The 19,587-nt window shown below is 37.8% G+C and carries 19 protein-coding genes and 1 pseudogene; 15 read left to right on the top strand and 5 right to left on the bottom strand.

Annotated elements, in window-relative coordinates; translation table 11 throughout:
* The first annotated feature begins 254 nt into the window (after positions 1-254).
* From RCG17_RS15480 to RCG17_RS15535, 12 genes are all read left to right on the top strand, one after another.
* A complete protein-coding gene (locus tag RCG17_RS15480; protein WP_308171053.1) occupies positions 255-1,568 on the top strand; it encodes an MFS transporter in 1,314 nt (437 codons plus the stop codon).
* Between the two features lie 188 nt (positions 1,569-1,756).
* Entirely contained in the window at positions 1,757-2,863 is a 1,107-nt protein-coding gene (locus RCG17_RS15485; RefSeq protein WP_308171054.1) for an amidohydrolase family protein, read from the top strand.
* Between the two features lie 14 nt (positions 2,864-2,877).
* On the top strand, positions 2,878-3,252 hold the full coding sequence (locus RCG17_RS15490; RefSeq protein WP_308171055.1) for a Rieske (2Fe-2S) protein: 375 nt from the start codon (positions 2,878-2,880) through the stop codon (positions 3,250-3,252).
* A 74-nt stretch (positions 3,253-3,326) separates the two neighbouring features.
* Complete coding sequence (locus RCG17_RS15495; RefSeq protein WP_308171056.1) at positions 3,327-4,538, top strand: iron-containing alcohol dehydrogenase; 1,212 nt, start codon at positions 3,327-3,329, stop codon at positions 4,536-4,538.
* Positions 4,539-4,639: 101 nt separating this feature from the next.
* Positions 4,640-6,112 (top strand): alpha-ketoglutaric semialdehyde dehydrogenase GucD, encoded by a 1,473-nt coding sequence (gucD, locus tag RCG17_RS15500; protein WP_308171057.1) that lies wholly within the window; start codon positions 4,640-4,642, stop codon positions 6,110-6,112.
* A 192-nt stretch (positions 6,113-6,304) separates the two neighbouring features.
* Complete coding sequence (locus RCG17_RS15505) at positions 6,305-7,543, top strand: CynX/NimT family MFS transporter (protein WP_308171058.1); 1,239 nt, start codon at positions 6,305-6,307, stop codon at positions 7,541-7,543.
* A gap of 681 nt (positions 7,544-8,224) precedes the next feature.
* Positions 8,225-9,355 (top strand): amidohydrolase family protein, encoded by a 1,131-nt coding sequence (locus RCG17_RS15510; protein WP_308171059.1) that lies wholly within the window; start codon positions 8,225-8,227, stop codon positions 9,353-9,355.
* Positions 9,355-9,726, top strand: a complete 372-nt coding sequence (locus RCG17_RS15515) for a Rieske (2Fe-2S) protein (protein ID WP_308171060.1) — start codon at positions 9,355-9,357, stop codon at positions 9,724-9,726. Before RCG17_RS15510 ends, RCG17_RS15515 begins: the two co-directional genes overlap by 1 nt.
* A gap of 123 nt (positions 9,727-9,849) precedes the next feature.
* On the top strand, positions 9,850-11,190 hold the full coding sequence (locus RCG17_RS15520; RefSeq protein ID WP_308171061.1) for an MFS transporter: 1,341 nt from the start codon (positions 9,850-9,852) through the stop codon (positions 11,188-11,190).
* Between the two features lie 87 nt (positions 11,191-11,277).
* Positions 11,278-12,153 (top strand): fumarylacetoacetate hydrolase family protein, encoded by an 876-nt coding sequence (locus tag RCG17_RS15525; protein WP_308171062.1) that lies wholly within the window; start codon positions 11,278-11,280, stop codon positions 12,151-12,153.
* A 639-nt stretch (positions 12,154-12,792) separates the two neighbouring features.
* Positions 12,793-13,059, top strand: a complete 267-nt coding sequence (locus tag RCG17_RS15530) for an LLM class oxidoreductase (protein WP_308171063.1) — start codon at positions 12,793-12,795, stop codon at positions 13,057-13,059.
* Between the two features lie 32 nt (positions 13,060-13,091).
* A complete protein-coding gene (locus RCG17_RS15535) occupies positions 13,092-13,241 on the top strand; it encodes a hypothetical protein (RefSeq protein WP_308171064.1) in 150 nt (49 codons plus the stop codon).
* Positions 13,242-13,285: 44 nt separating this feature from the next.
* Here the strand turns inward: RCG17_RS15535 and RCG17_RS15540 are convergent, their stop codons facing one another.
* The gene (locus RCG17_RS15540; RefSeq protein WP_308171065.1) at positions 13,286-14,515 is read right to left on the bottom strand and encodes a benzoate/H(+) symporter BenE family transporter; all 1,230 of its coding nucleotides are present in this window, start codon (positions 14,513-14,515) and stop codon (positions 13,286-13,288) included.
* A gap of 92 nt (positions 14,516-14,607) precedes the next feature.
* On the opposite strand from RCG17_RS15540, the gene RCG17_RS15545 reads away from it, so the two are divergent.
* The gene (locus tag RCG17_RS15545) at positions 14,608-15,183 is read left to right on the top strand and encodes a helix-turn-helix domain-containing protein (RefSeq protein ID WP_308171066.1); all 576 of its coding nucleotides are present in this window, start codon (positions 14,608-14,610) and stop codon (positions 15,181-15,183) included.
* A gap of 467 nt (positions 15,184-15,650) precedes the next feature.
* Here RCG17_RS15545 and RCG17_RS28365 read toward each other — a convergent pair whose 3' ends face one another.
* Positions 15,651-15,839, bottom strand: coding sequence for a transposase family protein (locus RCG17_RS28365; protein ID WP_374120960.1), 189 nt, complete (start codon positions 15,837-15,839; stop codon positions 15,651-15,653).
* Positions 15,840-16,100: 261 nt separating this feature from the next.
* Here RCG17_RS28365 and RCG17_RS15550 point away from each other — a divergent pair, with 261 nt between their 5' ends.
* Complete coding sequence (locus RCG17_RS15550) at positions 16,101-17,198, top strand: L-dopachrome tautomerase-related protein (protein ID WP_308171067.1); 1,098 nt, start codon at positions 16,101-16,103, stop codon at positions 17,196-17,198.
* A 153-nt stretch (positions 17,199-17,351) separates the two neighbouring features.
* Here RCG17_RS15550 and RCG17_RS15555 read toward each other — a convergent pair whose 3' ends face one another.
* The 3 genes and pseudogenes from RCG17_RS15555 to RCG17_RS15565 all read right to left on the bottom strand — a co-directional run.
* Positions 17,352-17,651, bottom strand: a complete 300-nt coding sequence (locus tag RCG17_RS15555; protein ID WP_308171068.1) for a spore coat protein — start codon at positions 17,649-17,651, stop codon at positions 17,352-17,354.
* Positions 17,652-17,669: 18 nt separating this feature from the next.
* Positions 17,670-17,864, bottom strand: a complete 195-nt coding sequence (locus tag RCG17_RS15560; RefSeq protein WP_308171069.1) for a hypothetical protein — start codon at positions 17,862-17,864, stop codon at positions 17,670-17,672.
* A gap of 17 nt (positions 17,865-17,881) precedes the next feature.
* A pseudogene (locus RCG17_RS15565) lies at positions 17,882-18,158 on the bottom strand (glutathione-dependent formaldehyde dehydrogenase); the annotation flags it as partial.
* A gap of 407 nt (positions 18,159-18,565) precedes the next feature.
* Here RCG17_RS15565 and RCG17_RS15570 point away from each other — a divergent pair.
* Positions 18,566-19,378 carry a sugar phosphate isomerase/epimerase family protein gene (locus tag RCG17_RS15570; RefSeq protein ID WP_308171070.1) on the top strand — a complete coding sequence of 271 codons (813 nt, stop codon included), beginning with the start codon at positions 18,566-18,568 and terminating at the stop codon, positions 19,376-19,378.
* The last annotated feature ends 209 nt before the right edge of the window (positions 19,379-19,587 follow it).

Raw genomic sequence — 19,587 nt, forward strand, 5'->3', positions numbered from 1 at the left:
GCATCATCATGATATTCCTCTTGAGTTTAAAATGAGAATGCTATTTCTTAATCATGTATAGCAGCAGCTATTGTAATGTAATTTCGTTTTGATTTATCTTTCCTTCTATGAATTACTAACATGATCAAAAAATTGCAATGACACTTGTATTCTTGTTTACAACATGAATTGACCTCCTAAAAGTAGTAGATTAACAGATTACCTTACATTCAAAATTATTATTAAAAAGAAAATTTATTGAGAGGAAGTGTAATATGTCTCAACAAGCTCAAGTAAGAACTGTAGTCCAACATGAAGTTTCAAAGAAAGTTACAAACAGGGCATTATTAGCAAGTATGATCGGGAGCTCAATTGAGTGGTTCGATTTCTTTCTTTATGGATCATTGGCAGCATTAGTGTTTAATAAACTGTTTTTTCCGACTCATGATCCGGTAGTTGGCTTACTGCTTTCATATCTATCATTTGGACTTTCCTTTTTCATTCGTCCTTTAGGCGGAGTCATTTTCAGCCATATTGGCGATAAGATTGGAAGAAAGAGAACATTGGTGTTGACATTATCCCTGATGGGTGGAGCAACTTTTCTAATAGGCTTATTGCCTGATTATAATGCCATTGGAATATGGGCACCTATTTTACTAATCACGATGCGCTTGCTCCAAGGTCTTGGCATCGGTGGGGAGTGGGGTGGCTCCGTACTATTAGCAGTAGAATATTCAAATCCAAAAAACCGTGGCTTTTTTGGTAGTATTCCCCAGTTGGGTGTACCAGTCGGAATGGTGCTCGGAACGGTTGCCATTTCATTAATCAATAATTTACCAGAATCACAATTTCTATCATTTGGCTGGCGCATACCTTTTATTCTAAGCGCTGTGCTGATTATATTCGGTCTTTGGATACGAAGTGGCATAGAAGAAACACCGGCCTTCAAAGAAGCAAAAGAAACTGGTAACATCGCCAAGGTTCCGCTTGTTGAAACCTTCCGTCATCACTGGAAATCTGTGTTAATCGCTGCATGTGCTAAATTCGTTGAAACAGGACCATATTACATCTTTGCAACATTTTTAATCGCGTACGCGACGAACTATCTTGGTTATAAAACTTCTACTGTGCTTAATGCAGTCACAATTGCTAATGTCGTAACCATTATCATGATCCCAACGATGGGGAAACTGTCTGATAAAGTTGGCAGAAAGCCTTTATACATAGGCGGAACAATTGGAACGATTTTGTTTGCTTACCCTTATTTTTATCTGTTATCGCTAAAATCAGATCTTTGGTTAACAATAGCGACCATTATAGCAGTCGGAATTATCTGGGCACCAATAGAGGCCGTAATGGGAACTATGTTCTCAGAAATCTTTAGCACGAATATCCGTTATACAGGTATTTCAGTAGGAAATCAAATAGGTGCTGCTGTATTCGGAGGTACAGCACCGATGGTCGCTCTTGCATTGCTTAGTGCTTTTCATAACTCATGGGTACCTGTGGCTAGCTATATTGTCCTTGCAGGCACAATTTCTCTTATTGCCCTAGTGGCAATAAAAGAAAAGAGAAATGATGAATTATAGGTAATGAGATTGAAAAATTGAAAGATTTTTTATGCGTAATTTTTTTAGTGAATTTCATTCACTAAAGTAAAAAAGGGAATTGATAGTTTCTGCTAAGAAGTTGTCAATTCCAAAAAATACTGAGTTGCCAGATTAATAGACGGACGAAATATGGTAAATCTAAAAGAATCAAAATTGGAGTGAAATACATGGAAACTGCTGTACAAAGAGCATCATCAAAACCCAGTACTGGTTATGGAATAATTGATTGTGATGTACATCAACATTTAAATAGTTACGAGGAGTTAAAACCATATATGCCTAGAGTATGGTGGGATCGACTTAAAGAATATAATGGAACGTTTCCCTCTCTCGTTTGGCGTTCTATTCCATTAACTCGTCGAGATGCATCACCAGAAGAGGGGAAAATCCCAGGTTCTGACCCTGAATTTGCAAAAAAGCACTTTTTAGACAAACATAACATAAGTAAGGCGATTCTAACAGGAAGTTTACTTACCCTCTCTACTCATCCTAATCCTGATTACGCCGCTGCTATTGCAACTGCATTTAATGATTACACCTTTGACAAATGGATTTCCAGTGATGACAGATGGCGGGCATCCATTGTTGTTGCAACTCAAGATCCGCTATTGGCGGCAAAAGAAATAGATCGTCTGGGCTCTCATCCTAAAGCTTGTCAAGTGGTAGTTACGCCATCATCCAGTCAGCCATATGGACAAAGATGGTTCTATCCAATTTTTGAGGCATGCGTTCGAAATAATTTACCGATTGCTCTTCACAGTGGAGGGGAGGGAGAGGGAATAAACACTCCTCCAATCTCAGCTGTAGGACAACCAACAACAAACTTAGAGCGCCATAATATTTTACCAATACACCAAATGTCACAGCTAAATAGTATTGTTTGCGAAGGTGTCTTTGAAAGGTTTCCAACGCTCAAAGTGGTATGTGTAGAAGGTGGTTTAGCATGGTTGCCACATTTAATGTGGAGGATGGATAAGAACTATATTGCGATGAGAAAAGAAGTACCTTGGTTAAAGCGTAAACCAAGTGAATATATCATTGATCATTATCGTTTTACTACACAACCAATTGAAGAACCTGAAAACTTTGATGAGATGATCCAAATGCTTAAATTTATGAAAGCAGAAAAAACAGTCTTATTTGCATCAGATTATCCACATTGGGATTTTGATGACCCAAAATTTGTACTTCATAAACTACCAGAAGAGATGCGAAGACGCGTAGCCTATGAAAACGCAGCTGAGTTGTATCAATTGAATGACATTCATAGTTAAAGAGGAGGATAGATATGAAGGAAGTTCTAAAAAAAGAAAAACCTAAATACGAGGTAGCAGAGGTCGGAGAGATAGAAGTTGGCTGTTGCAAAATTGTCACAGTGAATGGACGTAGCATTGGTATATATAATGACGGCAAGAAATTTTACGCTATTCGTAATGTATGCCCCCATGAACAGGCCGAATTGTGCAAAGGTACATTTTCAGGAACAACTATGCCCTCAAAACCACATGAATATATTTACGGTATGGAAGGTGAAGTGCTACTTTGTCCTTGGCATGGTTGGGAGTTCAATATTAATAATGGCGAGTGCATAGGGGATCCAAAATACAAGGTCAAAACATATGAAGTATCTGTTGAAAACAACAGAGTTATGGTACAAATCTAGGTTAAATTAAATCGTTTTTTATTTAAAAAAATCATAAATCCAAAGAGGTTACTGTAGAAAGGAAGTTATCAGCCATGTCTTTTAAATATTTTATGCCAACACAAGTGGAAAGCGGTAATGGTATCTCCAATAAAACAGGGGAATTGATTAAAGAATTGGGAGCTGCAAGAGTACTCATCGTAACGGATAAAGGGGTACGGGCAGCTAATCTATTAGAAGGAATTGAGAAATCTCTTCAGGCGGTAAGCTTAGATTATGAAATTTTTGATGATGTAGAGCCAAACCCTTCCGCTGAAACAATTCGAAGAGCTATTGATTATCTGAAGGAACATAATAGTGATGCTGTATTAGCGGTAGGCGGTGGGAGCAGTATCGATACCGCAAAGGCAATAGCCTTAATGGCAAAAAATCCCGGCGATATTTTAGATTACGAAGGTGTAGGAAAGATCATCAATCCTCCACTTCCTTTGATTGCCATTCCAACAACGGCAGGAACAGGCAGTGAGGTAACGAATTCCACTGTTATTACAAATAAAGAAACTTCCTTTAAGTTAGCAGTACTTAGTTCTTATGTTTATCCAAAACTAGCTATTCTAGATCCGGCACTAACTCTAAATTTACCTCAGGGGATAACAGCCTCAACCGGTATGGATGCATTGACCCATGCGATTGAGTCTTATACTTCTAAAGCTGCCAGCCCTATCAGTCAGGCTCTTGCGATTCAAGCTGTTAAAATGATCGGTGAGAATTTAACGAAATGCTACTTTGTTGGAACAGACATCGAAGCAAGGGAAAATACGCTTGTCGCTTCTTTGATGGCTGGAGCAGCATTTGCACAGTCACGCTTAGGAAATGTGCATGCCATTTCTCATACACTTGGAGGGGTCTTTAATATTCCGCATGGATTTGCAAACGCAGCTTTGTTGCCTTTTGTTATGAAATTTAATTTGCCAGCTTGTGCGGAACAATACAAAGATATTGCGGTGGCCCTAGGGAATGATGTTAGCGGTTTATCAACGATAGAGGCAGCTAAAAAAGCAATTGACACGGTCATAGAAATGAACAAATCCATGAACATTCCACTCAACATCCAGGAGTTAGGCGTTTCATTGGAGTATTTGCCAAAATTAGTACAGGATTCTATGAGAAGCGGAAATGTGTTGATCAATCCTAGACTTACAAAAGCTGGAGATATTCAATCAATTATTGAAAAAGCATATTATGGAAATTTAGAAGAAACCGAAGCAGGTGATATTCCACAGCCGAAGATCCCTTCCCTAATATAGGGTTAGGAATCTACAAAAAGAAATTTTGATAAACACGAAGAATAATAGGCTGGAGCAACAAATGTGTGGAAATTGATTCGTATGAAAGGAAGGAAAATGAAATGCAAAACACAATTGAAAAAGGTGTAAAGACTTATTTGAATTATATAAATGGAGAGTGGAGTACTTCATCAACAAAGGAAGTACTAAGCAGTATCAACCCTGCAAATAAAGATGAAATTGTCGGGTATGTGCAATCTTCTTCTCGTGAAGATTTGGATACAGCCGTTGCTGCAGCAAAAGAGGCGCAAAAAGCGTGGAGGAAGCTGTCGGGAGCGGCAAGAGGTGACTTTTTATATAAAGCAGCTGCTATTATGGAAAGCCGTCTGGAGGAAATTGCCGAGTCGATGACTAGAGAAATGGGAAAAACATTTATGGAATCAAAAGGGGAAACCGCCCGTGGAGTAGCGATTCTTCGTTATTATGCAGGTGAGGGGATGCGTAAAGTCGGTGACGTCATACCTTCACAGGAAAGTGATGCATTGTTGTTTACAACGCGAGTTCCACTTGGTGTGGTTGGAGTCATTGCGCCATGGAATTTTCCGGTAGCGATCCCTATTTGGAAGATGGCCCCTGCACTTATTTATGGAAACGCAGTTGTACTAAAGCCTGCCAGTGAAGTAGCAGTTACAGCAGCTAAAATTATGGAATGCTTCGATGAAGCGGGTATCCCGGCGGGTGTTGTCAATGTGGTGACAGGCAAGGGAAGTGTAATTGGACAGGGAATTATCGACCATCCGGATATAAACGGTATTACTTTTACAGGATCGAATACAGTAGGAAAACAGGTTGGAAAGGGAGCACTTAACCGTGGAGCAAAATATCAGCTTGAAATGGGCGGAAAGAATCCGGTGATTATTTCTAAAGATGCAGATCTCGATCTTGCGGTTGATGGGACGATTAGCGGCGGTCTGCGTTCAACAGGACAGAAATGTACTGCAACAAGCCGTGTTTTTGTTCAAAGTGCTGTATACGACGAGTTTAAGGAAAAACTGCTGGCAAAAGTAAAGGAACTGAAAGTTGGAAGCGGAATGGAAGGGGAAACCTGGATGGGTCCTTGCGCGAGTGAAAGTCAACTAAATACGGTTCTATATTATATTGAAAAAGGAAAAGAGGAAGGAGCAACCCTTCTATATGGCGGCGAGAGACCAAGTGAAAATGGTTTAGATAATGGGTTCTATGTACAGCCAACTGTCTTTGAAAATGTAACAATTGATATGGCTATAGCTAAGGAAGAAATTTTTGGCCCTGTTCTTGCCTTAATCAAAGTCGAGACAATCGAAGAAGCATTAGAACTTGCCAATGATACTGAGTTCGGCTTGAGCGCATCGATCTATACAAAAGACATCCAAAACATTCTTTCGTTCATTAACGAAATAGAAGCCGGCCTTGTAAGAGTGAATGCGGAAACAGCAGGTGTCGAGCTTCAGGCACCATTTGGTGGAATGAAGCAATCCAGCTCACACTCACGCGAACAAGGACAAGCAGCAATCGAATTTTTTACTTCTATTAAAACTGTATTTTTAAAAGCATAGATTTCTGTTTATATAAAAGTTTATAAAAATAAATGTATCCGCCTTATTGGGTCTCGTACTCGTTATAGAGAATGAGACTTTCTTTTTGTTCTTTTCATTTTCAACAGTGTGCTGAGCCGTCATCAACGCGTTGAGTAGATAAAGAATGTAAAGAAATTAAGGTGAACTTCAAGGAATTATGGAGGTAGAGAAATGAGTTCACGCCAACAGGTAAATCAATCGCAAATTCAAGAAAATGATAATCCCTCAGAACCGTCTGCCAGACTTAACCTGCTTATATTTGGAATTATCTTTATCGGAATGAACCTTCGGGCACCGCTGACTTCAGTCGGTCCTTTAGTAGGTATGATCCGTGATGATTTAGGAATATCAAATACTTTGGCGGGTGTATTAACTACCTTTCCTTTACTCGCATTTGCTTTGGTATCTCCATTTGCGCCAAAGTTGGTTCGGAGGTTTGAGATTAATAAGGTGTTACTTGCAACATTGCCATTATTAATAATCGGTATCATTTTACGTTCTGTATCCGGGATTGGTACCTTACTTTTAGGTACAACTGTACTAGGGTTTGCTATTTCAATTTGTAATGTTCTATTGCCAAGTTTAATTAAAAAAGAATTTCCGAAAAAAATTGGATTTTTAACTGGTATTTACTCAGTATCTATGAATTTGTGCGGAGCGGTTGCCTCAGGAATAAGTATCCCTCTTGCTTCCGATTTGGGACTTGGATGGAAGGGGGCTATAGGCTGCTGGGCTGTTCTTGCTTTCATTTCGCTATTTGTTTGGTTGCCTCAAACCCGTTATGGGCAGAAACAGATATCAATCGGTATATTAGATAGTAGAGAGGAGTCAGTAAATATATGGCGTTCCGAATTAGCTTGGAAAGTCACTTTTTTTATGGGCCTGCAATCTTTAATGTTTTATACAATTGTCGCTTGGTTGCCCGAAATCCTTTTTGAACGGGGATTAAATTCTAGCTCCAGTGGCTGGATGCTTTCATTACTTCAGTTCTCCTTGCTTCCGTTTACTTTTATCATTCCAGTTATTTCGGTACGTATGACCAGTCAACGATTATTAGTCATTTTTATATTTCTTTTGTTGGTTGTTGGTTACTCGGGTCTTTTGATTGGAGGAAACTCACTGATCCCGGTTTGGGCTATTTTGATTGGCATTGGGGTGGGGTCTGCATTTAGCTTAAGCATGATGTTCTTTACTCTTAAAACCCAAAATTCTCGCCAAGCAGCAGAATTGTCCGGGATGGCCCAGGCGATAGGATATCTTCTTGCCTCAATAGGACCAACCCTTTTTGGCTGGATGCATGATATAACCCATAATTGGACGCTTCCACTGATCATATTGGTTGTAGCTGCAGTTTTCCTTTTAATTTTTGGTCTTGGTGCGGGAAAAAACCAATACGTTTCATTAAATTAGATGTTCCATTTGCATCTGAAAGTTAAAATATAAAATCTTTTTAACCTTCTGGAGGATTGGAAATTCCATCCTTTCCGTCTGGAAGGTAAAAAATAAACTCTACACATAATAATTTGGTAAACGTAATATACCAATATATTAATCAATCACACACTACTACCTGCTTTCTTTTTTCTTATCCCAATAAAATTAGCTTCTTTTATATAAAAATAGAGTAAATTTTGACATTAATTGCTATTATTTTTGTTTATTTGTATATAATATTAAGAATATTAAAAATATATTGACTTTTTAAATAGATTTAAATACAATATCATTAGTGAATATCATTCACTAAATATGATTATTTTCAAAATTTGAATCGACGGCCAGGAGGTGAAAATAATAGATCAAAAAAATTAAATTCATCGTTCTCAACAGATGCTTTAGCTGAAATACAAGACGCTAGGAACAAGAAAATTACGATCCAGAATTAAGGTGTGGAATCATTTAACTAGTCAGAATATTAAAAATTCATTCGTGCAGTTAGATCAAAATGAAAGAAATACAATTCGTTTCCACAAAAAATAATTACATATGCCAAAACTCCAATATGTAATTTAAGTTTTTTATTGAATTATCTTTAGAACAATAAAAGACCAAAGAGGATTTTAAAAAAGTTCAGCCGAAGGAGTGATCCCAATGGAAGGAATTGAAGTGAAACAAACTGGAACAAAAAATAAAGTAAAACGTTCTTTTATTGACAGTGACATCCACAATTACACTTCACTTGATGAAATAAAAAAATATTTGCCTCGAGTTTATCGTGATCAAATCGATTTGTGGGGATGGAGGCTTCCTGGTTCTTTATATTTAAACGGAGGAATTAAAGGTGGACAAAGAGCCGATTCAATTCCACCTAGTGGAGGTTTTCCTGGCAGCGACCTGGACTTCATTAGAAAGCAATATTTGGATCCATTCAATGTAGAGTATGGTATTTTAACCGGCAGTGACTATTCTTGTCAGGCAACACCTGATGTGGACTATGCCGCAGCAATCAGTACAGCGATTAATGAATATACATTGGAGCAATGGGTTGAGAAGGACAACAGGTTGAAAGGATCCATATTGATCCCAAAACAGGATCCGGAACTTGCTGTAAAAGAGATTCATCGTTTTGGTTCACACAATGACATGGTACAAGTCATTGTTGCAAGTGGTGCGGAAAAGCCTTATGGAAATCGATTCTATCATCCGATTTATGAGGCTTGTGTTGAACATAATTTACCTTTTACTATACACGTGCTTATGGAAGGGGTTGGTGTAAATCCGCCTACGACTGGTGCTGGTTGGGTTTCTTATTACCCTGAGTATCGGGCCACCCGTCCACAAGTAATGGCAGCCCATCTAGCAAGCTTTATCTATGAAGGGGTCTTTGAAAAATTCCCTACCTTACAGGTCGTACTCCAGGAGGCGGGTGCGTTTTGGGTTGCACCTTATTTATGGAAGATGGATGAGGATTGGAAAGCTCTCCGGTTTCAGACGCCATGGGTAAAAAAGCGGCCTAGTGAATATTTCCGAAGTAACATTAAAGTATCCTCACAGCCACTTGAACCGACGCCAAATCAAGAAATGTTTAATCAAATGATGAAGGCTATTTACGCTGAGGATACTTTACTATATTGCAGTGATTATCCGCATTGGGATTTTGATTCTCCATCCAATACTTTTCCAAAGCTTGAAGATTCGTTATGGGAGCGAATCTTTTATCAAAATGCCGCTGATTTATATAAATTACCAGCGAGAAAAGATTTCAAGGAGGAGATCCATTAATGAACGGTGTTCTTGTAGGAAAAACTTCTGAGATTCCAGAAGGAGAAAAAAAAATTATTACTGCCAATGGCAAGAGTATTGGTGTTTATAACATTGGTGGAGAATTTTTTGCTATCCGAAACACATGCCCACATCAGGGAGCAGCTCTTTGTTCGGGTATTACAACCGCATTTATCGACTCTTCCGGTCCTGGAAATTTTACTTACCAACGTGAAGGAGAAATCGCCCGTTGCCCTTGGCATCAATGGGAATTCGACATTAAAACAGGGTGTATGATAGTCGATCCGAAAAAAAGAACGAAGAGCTATGAAGTAACAGTAGAACGATTCGATGTTTCGGTTGAAGACAAAGGGATATATGTCCATATTTAATAATTTTTGAGTTTTATATAGGGTTTATAGAAAAAATATAAAAAAAGACCATATATATTTTTTTGCCTCGAAGCTTTTACTGGGCTCCAATTCGAAGAAGTAGTAAAAGGAGGGATTTTATTCATGGAAACACAGGAACAATCAAAAAAAATTTCGAGCAAAGCACTTGTAGCGAGTTTAATAGGAAGCTCGATCGAATGGTTCGATTTCTTTCTCTACGGTACCCTTGCTGCACTTGTATTCAATAAAGTATTTTTTCCTGCTTCCGATCCAACAGTGGGATTGCTTATTGCCTATGCATCGTTTGCACTTCCGTATTTTATTCGCCCGTTAGGTGGCATTATCTTTAGCCATATTGGGGATAAAATAGGAAGAAAGAAAACGCTTGTCTTGACATTATCATTAATGGGAAGCGCAACAGTGTTAATCGGATTGCTACCTACCTATAAAACTATTGGTATTTGGGCTCCTATCTTGCTCATTTTACTAAGGCTTATTCAAGGGCTTGGTATCGGAGGAGAATGGGGTGGTGCCTTGTTATTAGCAGTAGAGTACGCTCCTAAAGGGCGGAGAGGTTTCTTTGGAAGTGTTCCACAAATGGGTGTAACCATCGGAGTGCTTCTTGGCACACTTGCTATTACAGCTATGAAAGCCTTATCTGCCAATCAATTTATGGCATGGGGCTGGCGTCTTCCGTTTATTCTAAGTGCAGTGCTCGTGTTCATTGGTTTATGGATTCGTAAAGGAATTAAAGAGACACCGGCATTTCAGGAGGCAAAACAGAAAAACAATATTGCTAAGGTTCCACTATTTGATACTTTCCGTAACAACTGGAGATCAGTAGTTATTGCCGTGGGATTAAAAGCTGGAGAAACTGCTCCATTTTACATTTTTTCAACGTTTATTATTGCCTATGCAACAGGGAAGCTTGGTTTCTCTTCTACACCCGTACTAAATGCAATTACAATAGGAACTCTTGTTACAACCTTAGTTATACCATACATGGGTTCCCTATCTGATAGAGTAGGAAGAAAGCCTCTCTTTATCATCGGAACTATTGCTATAATTTTGTATGCGTTTCCATATTTCTATATTCTCTCTCTTGGATCAACTGTATGGTTAACGATCGCGACAATTATTGGTCTAGGTATTCTCTGGGCACCTGTAACCGCTGTATTGGGTACATTGTTTTCTGAAATATTTCCTACGAACGTTCGTTACACAGGTGTAACAATTGGCTATCAAATTGGAGCCGCACTGGCAGGAGGTACAGCTCCATTGATTGCAACTGCTTTAATGAATGGTTTTCACAATTCATGGGTTCCTGTTGCAATCTACATGATGTTTATCGGAGTAATTTCTCTTATCTCCATTTTCAGTGTCCGTGAAACAAAGGACCGCAATATTGAGAAAGAGGATAAAAAAGCTGAAAATTATGGTTATACAGAAATGATTATCAAGTAAAGAGAATACGGACAAGGTGTATTCCTTGTCCGTATTTTTTTCCGTGGATAATTGGCTGTACTTTTAAATAATATGGGGAGGTAATTTATGCGAGTTATTCGTTTTTTAAATGACGATAAAAAATCAACTCTCGCTGCTCTAACAGATGATGGGAAAATTTATGCGCTGCCACAACAAGACTTTTTAGAATTGGTTGAGCTTGCAAAACAGAAAGAGAGTTCACCACTAACTGTAGTTCAGGACATTATTAAAAGGAATGAACCAATTCATAGATCTTTTGAGGAATTGACATTGTTGGTTCCAATTTCTGCCCCTGAAGTTTGGGCATGTGGCGTAACCTACGAGAAAAGTAGAGATGCGAGAAATTATGAATCGACTGTAGGAGAAGTGAAAACAGATACTTTCTACGATAAAGTTTATGACGCAGACCGGCCAGAGATTTTCTTTAAATCAACAGCAGCTCGTACTGTTGGACCAAAAGACGACATCTATATTCGCAGTGATTCCAATTGGCAAATTCCAGAACCAGAATTGGGCCTAGTACTAAATAAAGATGGAGAAATATTAGGTTTTACGATCGGGAATGATATGAGTTGTCGAGATATTGAAGGTGATAATCCACTTTATCTTCCACAAGCCAAAATATGGAGAAATTCATGCTCTATTGGCCCAGCTATTCGATTGTCGGAAACGGTTGATGATCCATATTCATTTGGGGTAATTTGTAAGATATACAGAAATGATCAAATTGTGGTAGAAGGTTCAGCAAATACCAGACAGTTAAAAAGAAGATATGAAGAGTTAATCTCTTATCTTTTACGGGATAATCTTATTTTTGAGGGAACCGTTTTATTAACTGGAACATGTATTGTTCCTCCAAATGAGTTCACATTGGAAGACGGTGATCGAATTGAGATAGAGATATCAGGTATAGGCGTATTAACGAATTATGTAAAAAGATAGCAAAGTGATAATACTTATTACTTCACGATGATAAAGTCGGCTGAAAGCGTTTATACATAGGCGGGGCAATTGCCGAATTGTATTAGTTTCCAGAGGGCAAGCGATATAAAAGAATTTGATCATTTATTTCTGTATTGTTCCATAATCGAACCCTATGAGGAAGATTTACCTTACACCTAGGAAGGAATTGATTTCAAACGAATTTACCCTGATAGTAATGTTAAACTCGGAGTTATGCAGAGTGCAGGGGATGAAGAGTATGAGATTGTATTATTCCTAAATTTCCGAATTATTATATTTAGGTGAACGCCCGGAGGATGCAGAACATACAGTCTTACCTGTAGTAAATGAGTTCAATCGTTCCTTTTTGATAGATTTGGCATTGAAAACAATGGATTATGATTGGGCTTTTGAGTTACAAGTAAGGTAAATCTAAGATTGAAACAAGTAATCCGGATTGTGGATCAGCTGGGATTTTATAAGGGCAAGATACTCTAATATTATAGAAGAAACTCGTAAAAATAGCCTATGCTTCAATCGGGAGCATAGGCTATTATGTTAACGAGGTTAACCAAAATTATCAAAATTTGGTTGTTAGGTTCAAGCGGATTTAGTGTCTAGTTGACCGGAGAACTTGGTTTGCCATTGGCTTTTGCCGGCCATTTCTCACCACATAGCACATTGCCTTCTCTAAACTTATATCGACGTTCATTTAAACCTTCTAAAGTACTGGACAAGCCGTATGCAATGGTCGGGCTAAACGTGATTGCAGCAGAAACGGATAAAGAAGAACAGCTTATTGCAACTACTCCCCAGCAACAGTTTTTGAATTTAATGCGTGGTAAGGATGTGCCGCTCAACCACCAGTTGATAACATTCATGAAATGGCAAGCAACTATGAAATAGAGGGTCTTCAAAATTCATTAGGTTTCTCTTTTGTGGGCAGCCCTAAAACAGTGAAAGAAAAGCTTCAGAACTTTATAGAGAGAAGAGGGGCTGATGAAATTATGGCGATTGCCCAGGTGTATGATCACCAAGCACGCCTTCATTCTCATGAAATTTTGGCAGATATTAAAAAAGGGGAATAATGGTAAATGGCTTGGAGGAAACTCCAAGCCATTTTTTGTGACTATTAAACCGATTGGATTGTTTGATCCTGTGAAGCAGAAGGTTTTAAATCTGTTCGATCTAAGAAGAAGGAAGCTAAGGTTCCTCCAACCAATCCCCAAAAAGGTGCCCCGATATGAAAGAGAGAAATTCCAGAAATTGTAATCAAAAATGAAAATAAAGCACCTGTTTTAAAACGCCCTGAAAAGCTCGCCTTCAAAGAGTCAATCAGGACATTAATCATGGCCAGCCCGCCCAGCATTTTAATTAATGAGGAGGGAATCAAATGGGGAACGGCTGCCGCCATTGGTGCAAAAACAGCTAATAAACATGATAAAATTCCTAATACGATTGCAGCGGCATAACGATTTTCTTTCAATCCAGATTCTTTACTTGCTAATAAGGCAGTCATTGGACCGGCAATACAAGCAGAATGGCCGCCCATAAATCCATTTAGAATCGATCCAATCCCGCTCCAACTCGTCATAGAATTAATAGGCGGGAGATAATTCGCACTCTCCAGAACAGCAATTCCTTGAGCATTTTGTATTGCGATGACCGTAAGCACTAACGGAATAACCAGTTCTCCCATCACAGATAGCTTAAATGAAGGAAAGACCACGTGCGGTATAGCCAAAGAAAATGATACACCATGAACTTGAATTCCTGGTAATACTTTTATTAAAACAATAGATGTGAGAATAGCCCCAACAATGGGAGGGAATTTTTTTGACAGCTTTCCGAAAAAAGAAAGAACAAGAAATACTAGAAAAGGAATTCCATTTAACAAGGGATTGTCAAGAACAGAACGAAACATATCTTTACCAAAAGGAAGAAGTACGCCGGAAACCATTCCCATCATGACTGGCATAGGAAGGACCTTCATTAATTTATCGATCATTCCAGATATTCCTAAAAGAAAAATGAGGATGCCTGTCACGAGATAGGCACCAACTACCTGGCTAAATGTGTAATGAGATAAGGATGCTCCAACAAGAATTGCACCAGGAATCGAAAAAGCATATCCAATCGGCTGGCGATAATAAAAGGAGAGACCAATCGATAGCAATCCCCCAATTCCATAAATAGTAAAGATCCAGGATGTAATCGCTGAATCAGATAGGTGGCCTTTCGAAGCTGCTTGTAAAACAATCAGTAATGGTCCAGTTGCGCCGAATAGCCAGGCCACAAAACCATTTGAAATATTTCCAATCGATAATAATCGGGGAAATTCAACAATATTCTTCTTCCACAAAGTACTCACTCCTAAAATAAGCTATAGTATAGTATACTATATTAAAATAGATAAAATGTATATAAAAATATACTAAAAATATGGAGGGCCGAATGAAGGGATTAGAAGATGAACAAACAAGAAAATTAATTCAACAAATGGGCGGGCTGCTTCGGAAAATTAGAAGCGAACAAAAATTGAGCCTCGAGGAGCTTGCAGAAAAAACAGGTGTTAGCAAGCTCACGTTAGGAAAAATTGAAAGAGGAGAAACGAATCCCACATTAGGAGTTGTATGGAAAATTACAGAAGGGTTATCGATCCCTTTAACAAGAATTTTAGTAATGGACGATCATGTCGATCTTTCGAGATGTGGAGAGGGCTTTATGATTTATGGGCCAGACCAAACATGGAGAGTAGAGACAGTTTTTCGGAATACAGATGGACCAACAATGGAAATATATCGAGCATTTCTTGAACCGCAAGCCATGTACTCTCCGGAGCGGCATCATAAAGGAGCAATGGAATTTGTGACGATAATGAGGGGAAATATCAGCTTTAAAGTAGAGGAGAAGGTATACCAACTCAAACAGTTTGATTCCATTAAGTTTGAAGCTGCGAGCAAACATCTTTATAAGAATATCGGTGATGAAGAGGCCGTTTTACATGTAGTGGTGAGATATTCTTCTTAACACTTCAAAGATTAATTTTTTTCATAAAAACCCAAGTGAGTAACCTCACTTGGGTATGTAATTTCAATCCTTTGGAAGAGATGGAACAATTTTACGTTTAAAATAATCAATTAGCATGGCGGGTCTGTTGTTGTAAACAGCATAGAAAATCAAGGCTATGATGTAGACTATCAATCGTAAAAACATTAAAAGAACTAAAGGTGAAAATAAATCATTATATGGTTTACTATAACAATTATCGTTGTCAATAGAATTTAAAAAAGATGACCCCAATTCAATATAGGAATCATCTTTTAGGTGTCTTAACTCTTTTTTTCATATGTCTTTGACAGTTTGTAGTATAGGATCTCCGGCAATTGGGCGCTTTAATATAATAAGGAATATAATTGAAAAGCCTAAAATATGCATGCTTTTATGCGCTCTTGTATATTTTGGGCCTTTTAAACATTCATAAAACATACGTTCAGTCAAAACCTTCTTAGAAACTCTCCATTATCACAGAACCAATTATGCAAATGAATGATTAGAGTGGCTTCCAGGTCATAGATTGGTAGATCATGGACCACCCGCGTGTAAGAACTGTGAGGAAGGTGTGAAATATGACCACAAAAAGGACAAATTGCCGATTTAGTCTCTAGTTTAAAAACTAGGGTTATACGATTGTCCCCTTATCAAAAGGGTATAACCTATAGTGCCAAGCTGGGAACCCAGATGATGATGCCGTTTAATACCTGAATTTCTTCATCTTGTCATTTGCTTTTTAAAGCATAAACAGTTTCACCTGACAGACTTTTTAAATTTCGAAAACAACCAATTCCATCATCTTTTCGTATATAAAAACTTATTAAGAAACATGCACTAGAAAAAATATCAATCATATATAGGAGATATCCGTTTGAATGCTTGAGGAGGATATTATGAAACCTATGTTACCTAGTGAAAAATATTTCGGTAATTTAGAACTAGTTTATGCATTTTATGGGGCTATGCCTACAGGTGTTACTGTTTCAGAAACCGGTCGTATTTTCATTTGTTTTCCGAAATGGGGAGACGATGTTAAATTTACGGTGGCGGAAATTGTTGAGGATAAATTGCAGCCTTATCCTAATTTACAAACCAATTTGGTTAACCCCGAGAATATCACAATGACTTTCATCAGTGTCCAAAGTGTAGTTGCTGATGGAAGGGGAACGCTTTGGATATTAGATACAGCGGCACCCAATTTTTCTGAACCTATTAAAGGGGGGGCAAAATTAGTCGCTGTTGATTTAGAAACCAATACAATAAGAAAAGTATATACTTTTACAGAAGATGTTGTCCTGCCTACAACTTATCTGAATGATGTCCGTTTTGATTTTCGTGTTGGAAAAGCTGGTTATGCCTATATAACCGATTCTTCTTCTAAAGGACCAGGAGCTATTATCGTCGTAGATTTATCAAATGGAAATGCGTTTAGACGGTTAAATGGGGCAAATTCAACTTCACCCGATCCCTATTTTTTACCGAAAGTAGAAGGTCAAATTTTAATGAATCGAAATAAAGACGGTTCAACTTCTCCATTTAGATTGGCATCTGATAGTCTTGCGATTTCTCCCGATGGAAAGATATTATTTTTTGCTCCACTAACCAGTCGTCATTTGTTCTCGATCTCAACAGAAACCCTGAGAGACAGATTGATACCGAACATGGATTTACCTTATCATGTGGAGTATTGGGGAGAAAAAGGTGCGTCTGATGGAATGATCACCGATGCAAAGGGAACTGTTTATGCTGGAGATTATGAAAACAACAGTATCCGTAAGATATTGCCAAATGGCATAATGGAAACTATCGCACATGATCCGAAAATTTTGTGGCCGGATACTTTTTCAATTGGTCCGGATCAATATTTGTATGTCATTGTGAACCAATTACATCGACAGCCTAGATTTCATTATGGAAAAGACTTGCGACAGAAACCTTTTAGTTTACTTCGTATCAAAATTGATGAATTTCCTGCTCCGAACTTTTCATAATAAAAATAGTCAATTAATTGTTTTCAATTATATAGTGTAAAACAAACTCGAGTAAGCAAGAAGTATTAACTTTATTTACTTCTGCAAAATAAACTCAAAATGGTTTAATTGGAACAGTTTATTTGGTGAGTGTTAAACTGTTCCTGGAAATTTTTATAATGTCGGTAAGTTCAATGCTATATTGATATTATTTAAATCCAAAGTGATCTGTTCGTTTGTATCCCAAGCATGGTACCATCCTTTTTCTACCATATATGCGGATATTTGTTCATGCATATCAAGAGCTTCCACTAAATGGCGAGTGAGCATTTCTTTAATTTCCGGTGTTCCTGCCTCCGTAGCTGCCATGGCATAATTTCTAATTCCACTTTTAGCTGAAATGAGTAGATCCATTGCAACGACTTGATCCGATAGTCGGTCCATGCCCGTTAAAGTTTCAATGATTGGATTCATGTTCATTCATCTCCTAATTTACTGCTTAGCGTTGGAAAGGATAGAAGCATATTCTTGTAATTGTCTCGTAGACACATCAATGTCTTGCTGCATAATATCTTTTAATAGCTGATCTGTAACTAACGCTTTCATCGTTTTGGATTTAGTTAAACAAGTGGTTTTAAATGCAGCTATCTCATGGACCTCAAGAATTTCATGTAAGGCGTAGTTCATTTTTTTTATCTCCTTCCTCAAGGTTTCAACACGACTTTTATACAATCATCCATTTTTGTGTCAAAAATCTCATAGCCACGCTTTGCTTCACTAAGTGGAAGTACATGACTTACGACATCTCCTGGATCAATTTTTCCGGTCTGAAACTAATTCAAACATATATGGCATATAGTGGATGACAGGTGCTTGACCGGAGCGGATATTGATATTTCGCTGCATAATATCTCCAAGAGGGAAACCATTATATCTGCCGCCGTAAACGTCAGTAACTTGAATTGTCCCGCCTTTACGCAAAAAATCCTCCTCAAATATGATCTCGCTTTCATTTAAAAGGTAAGGTTTATTAATTTTATATATTTGCGCAAAATTAAATAGGTTTGTCCATATTATGTGATATCAAAATAAGCGTGTCAATACGATTAAGAAAATATGTGTGTCAAATATGGTAAAGAAAAAATTTGTTATCATTCCTTTTAAAAAACGTTAGATTATTATATTTTTTGGAAAAAAATATATTTTAATAGAGGGAAATTCAATATTGACTCTAAATTTGACCGGTGCTAAACTGTGTTTGTAAACGTTTTACGTAAATATAGTAAACGATGAAACGTTAAACCCGTAAATTTTCCCTTTAAACTTTGGGTTTAATAAGAACGAAGAAAAAATCAGTAAAATTTTTCTGGACGGAAGGAGCAGTTAAAATGAATGTAGGTTACATGACCAATGCTTTTGGACCACTTGTTGGATCAGGTGGAGGAGTTACCTCAGCGAAGGATATACGCTATGTCACGATGTGCGACGATGAAGAAGCGGTCAAAGAGATTGCTTCAAAGGGGTTTAATTGCATCGAAATTTTTGACGGGAATCTTTCATTATATGAAAATGAACCAGAAAAATTTACGAAGTTGTTAGAAAAATATAATGTTTCTCTGCTTGGTGTTTATATTGGAGCGAACTTTATATATGAAGATGCCTTGGAAGATGAGCTTTATCGAATTGAAAAAGTAAGCGCTTTGGCCTCTAAACTTGGAGCAAAGCACATCGTTCTTGGGGGCGGCGCTGTCCGGGCCAAAGGGATTTTGGAAACAGATTATAGTTTGCTTGCAAAAGGATTGGATAAAGCCAATGAGACCATAAAAAAATATGGTCTAACTGCCAGCTATCATCCGCATCTAGGCTCGATGGCTGAAACACCGAAACAAATTGATAAGCTTTTTGCCTTAACGGATATTCCTTTCTGCCCGGATATCGCCCATCTTGTTGCCGGCGGGGGAGATGCCCTGGAATTAATTAAAAAATACTATGACCGAATTCATTATGTGCACCTCAAAGACTTAAAAGACGGAGAGTTTCTGCCGCTTGGGAAAGGGAAAATCGAACTGAAGTCAATTATTTCCTTCTTAAAAGAACAAAATTATGCTGGAGATTGGCTTGTTGAAATTGATGGATATTCAGGATCTCCGATTGAAGCGTGTGAAACATCCCGTAACTTTTTGGAAGGAATTCTTCTATAATTTTCAGTAAAAATGTCATGAAAGACCGCTTCTTTTAGCGGTTTTTTTCTTTCTTTCAAATAAATTATGTAAGTGGAGTATCGACCGTAACAATAGGTTCGAATGCAATGAGGGATCCATTTTGCTGAAAGGTACGGTAATGTAAAAAAACTTAAATAAAATTATAGAAAAATATAAGAAAAAATCACAAGAAAAATAAAATATGTATA

The organism is Neobacillus sp. PS3-12 (genome assembly GCF_030915385.1).
In the GTDB taxonomy this organism is placed as follows: Bacteria; Bacillota; Bacilli; order Bacillales; family Cytobacillaceae; genus JAEVLT01.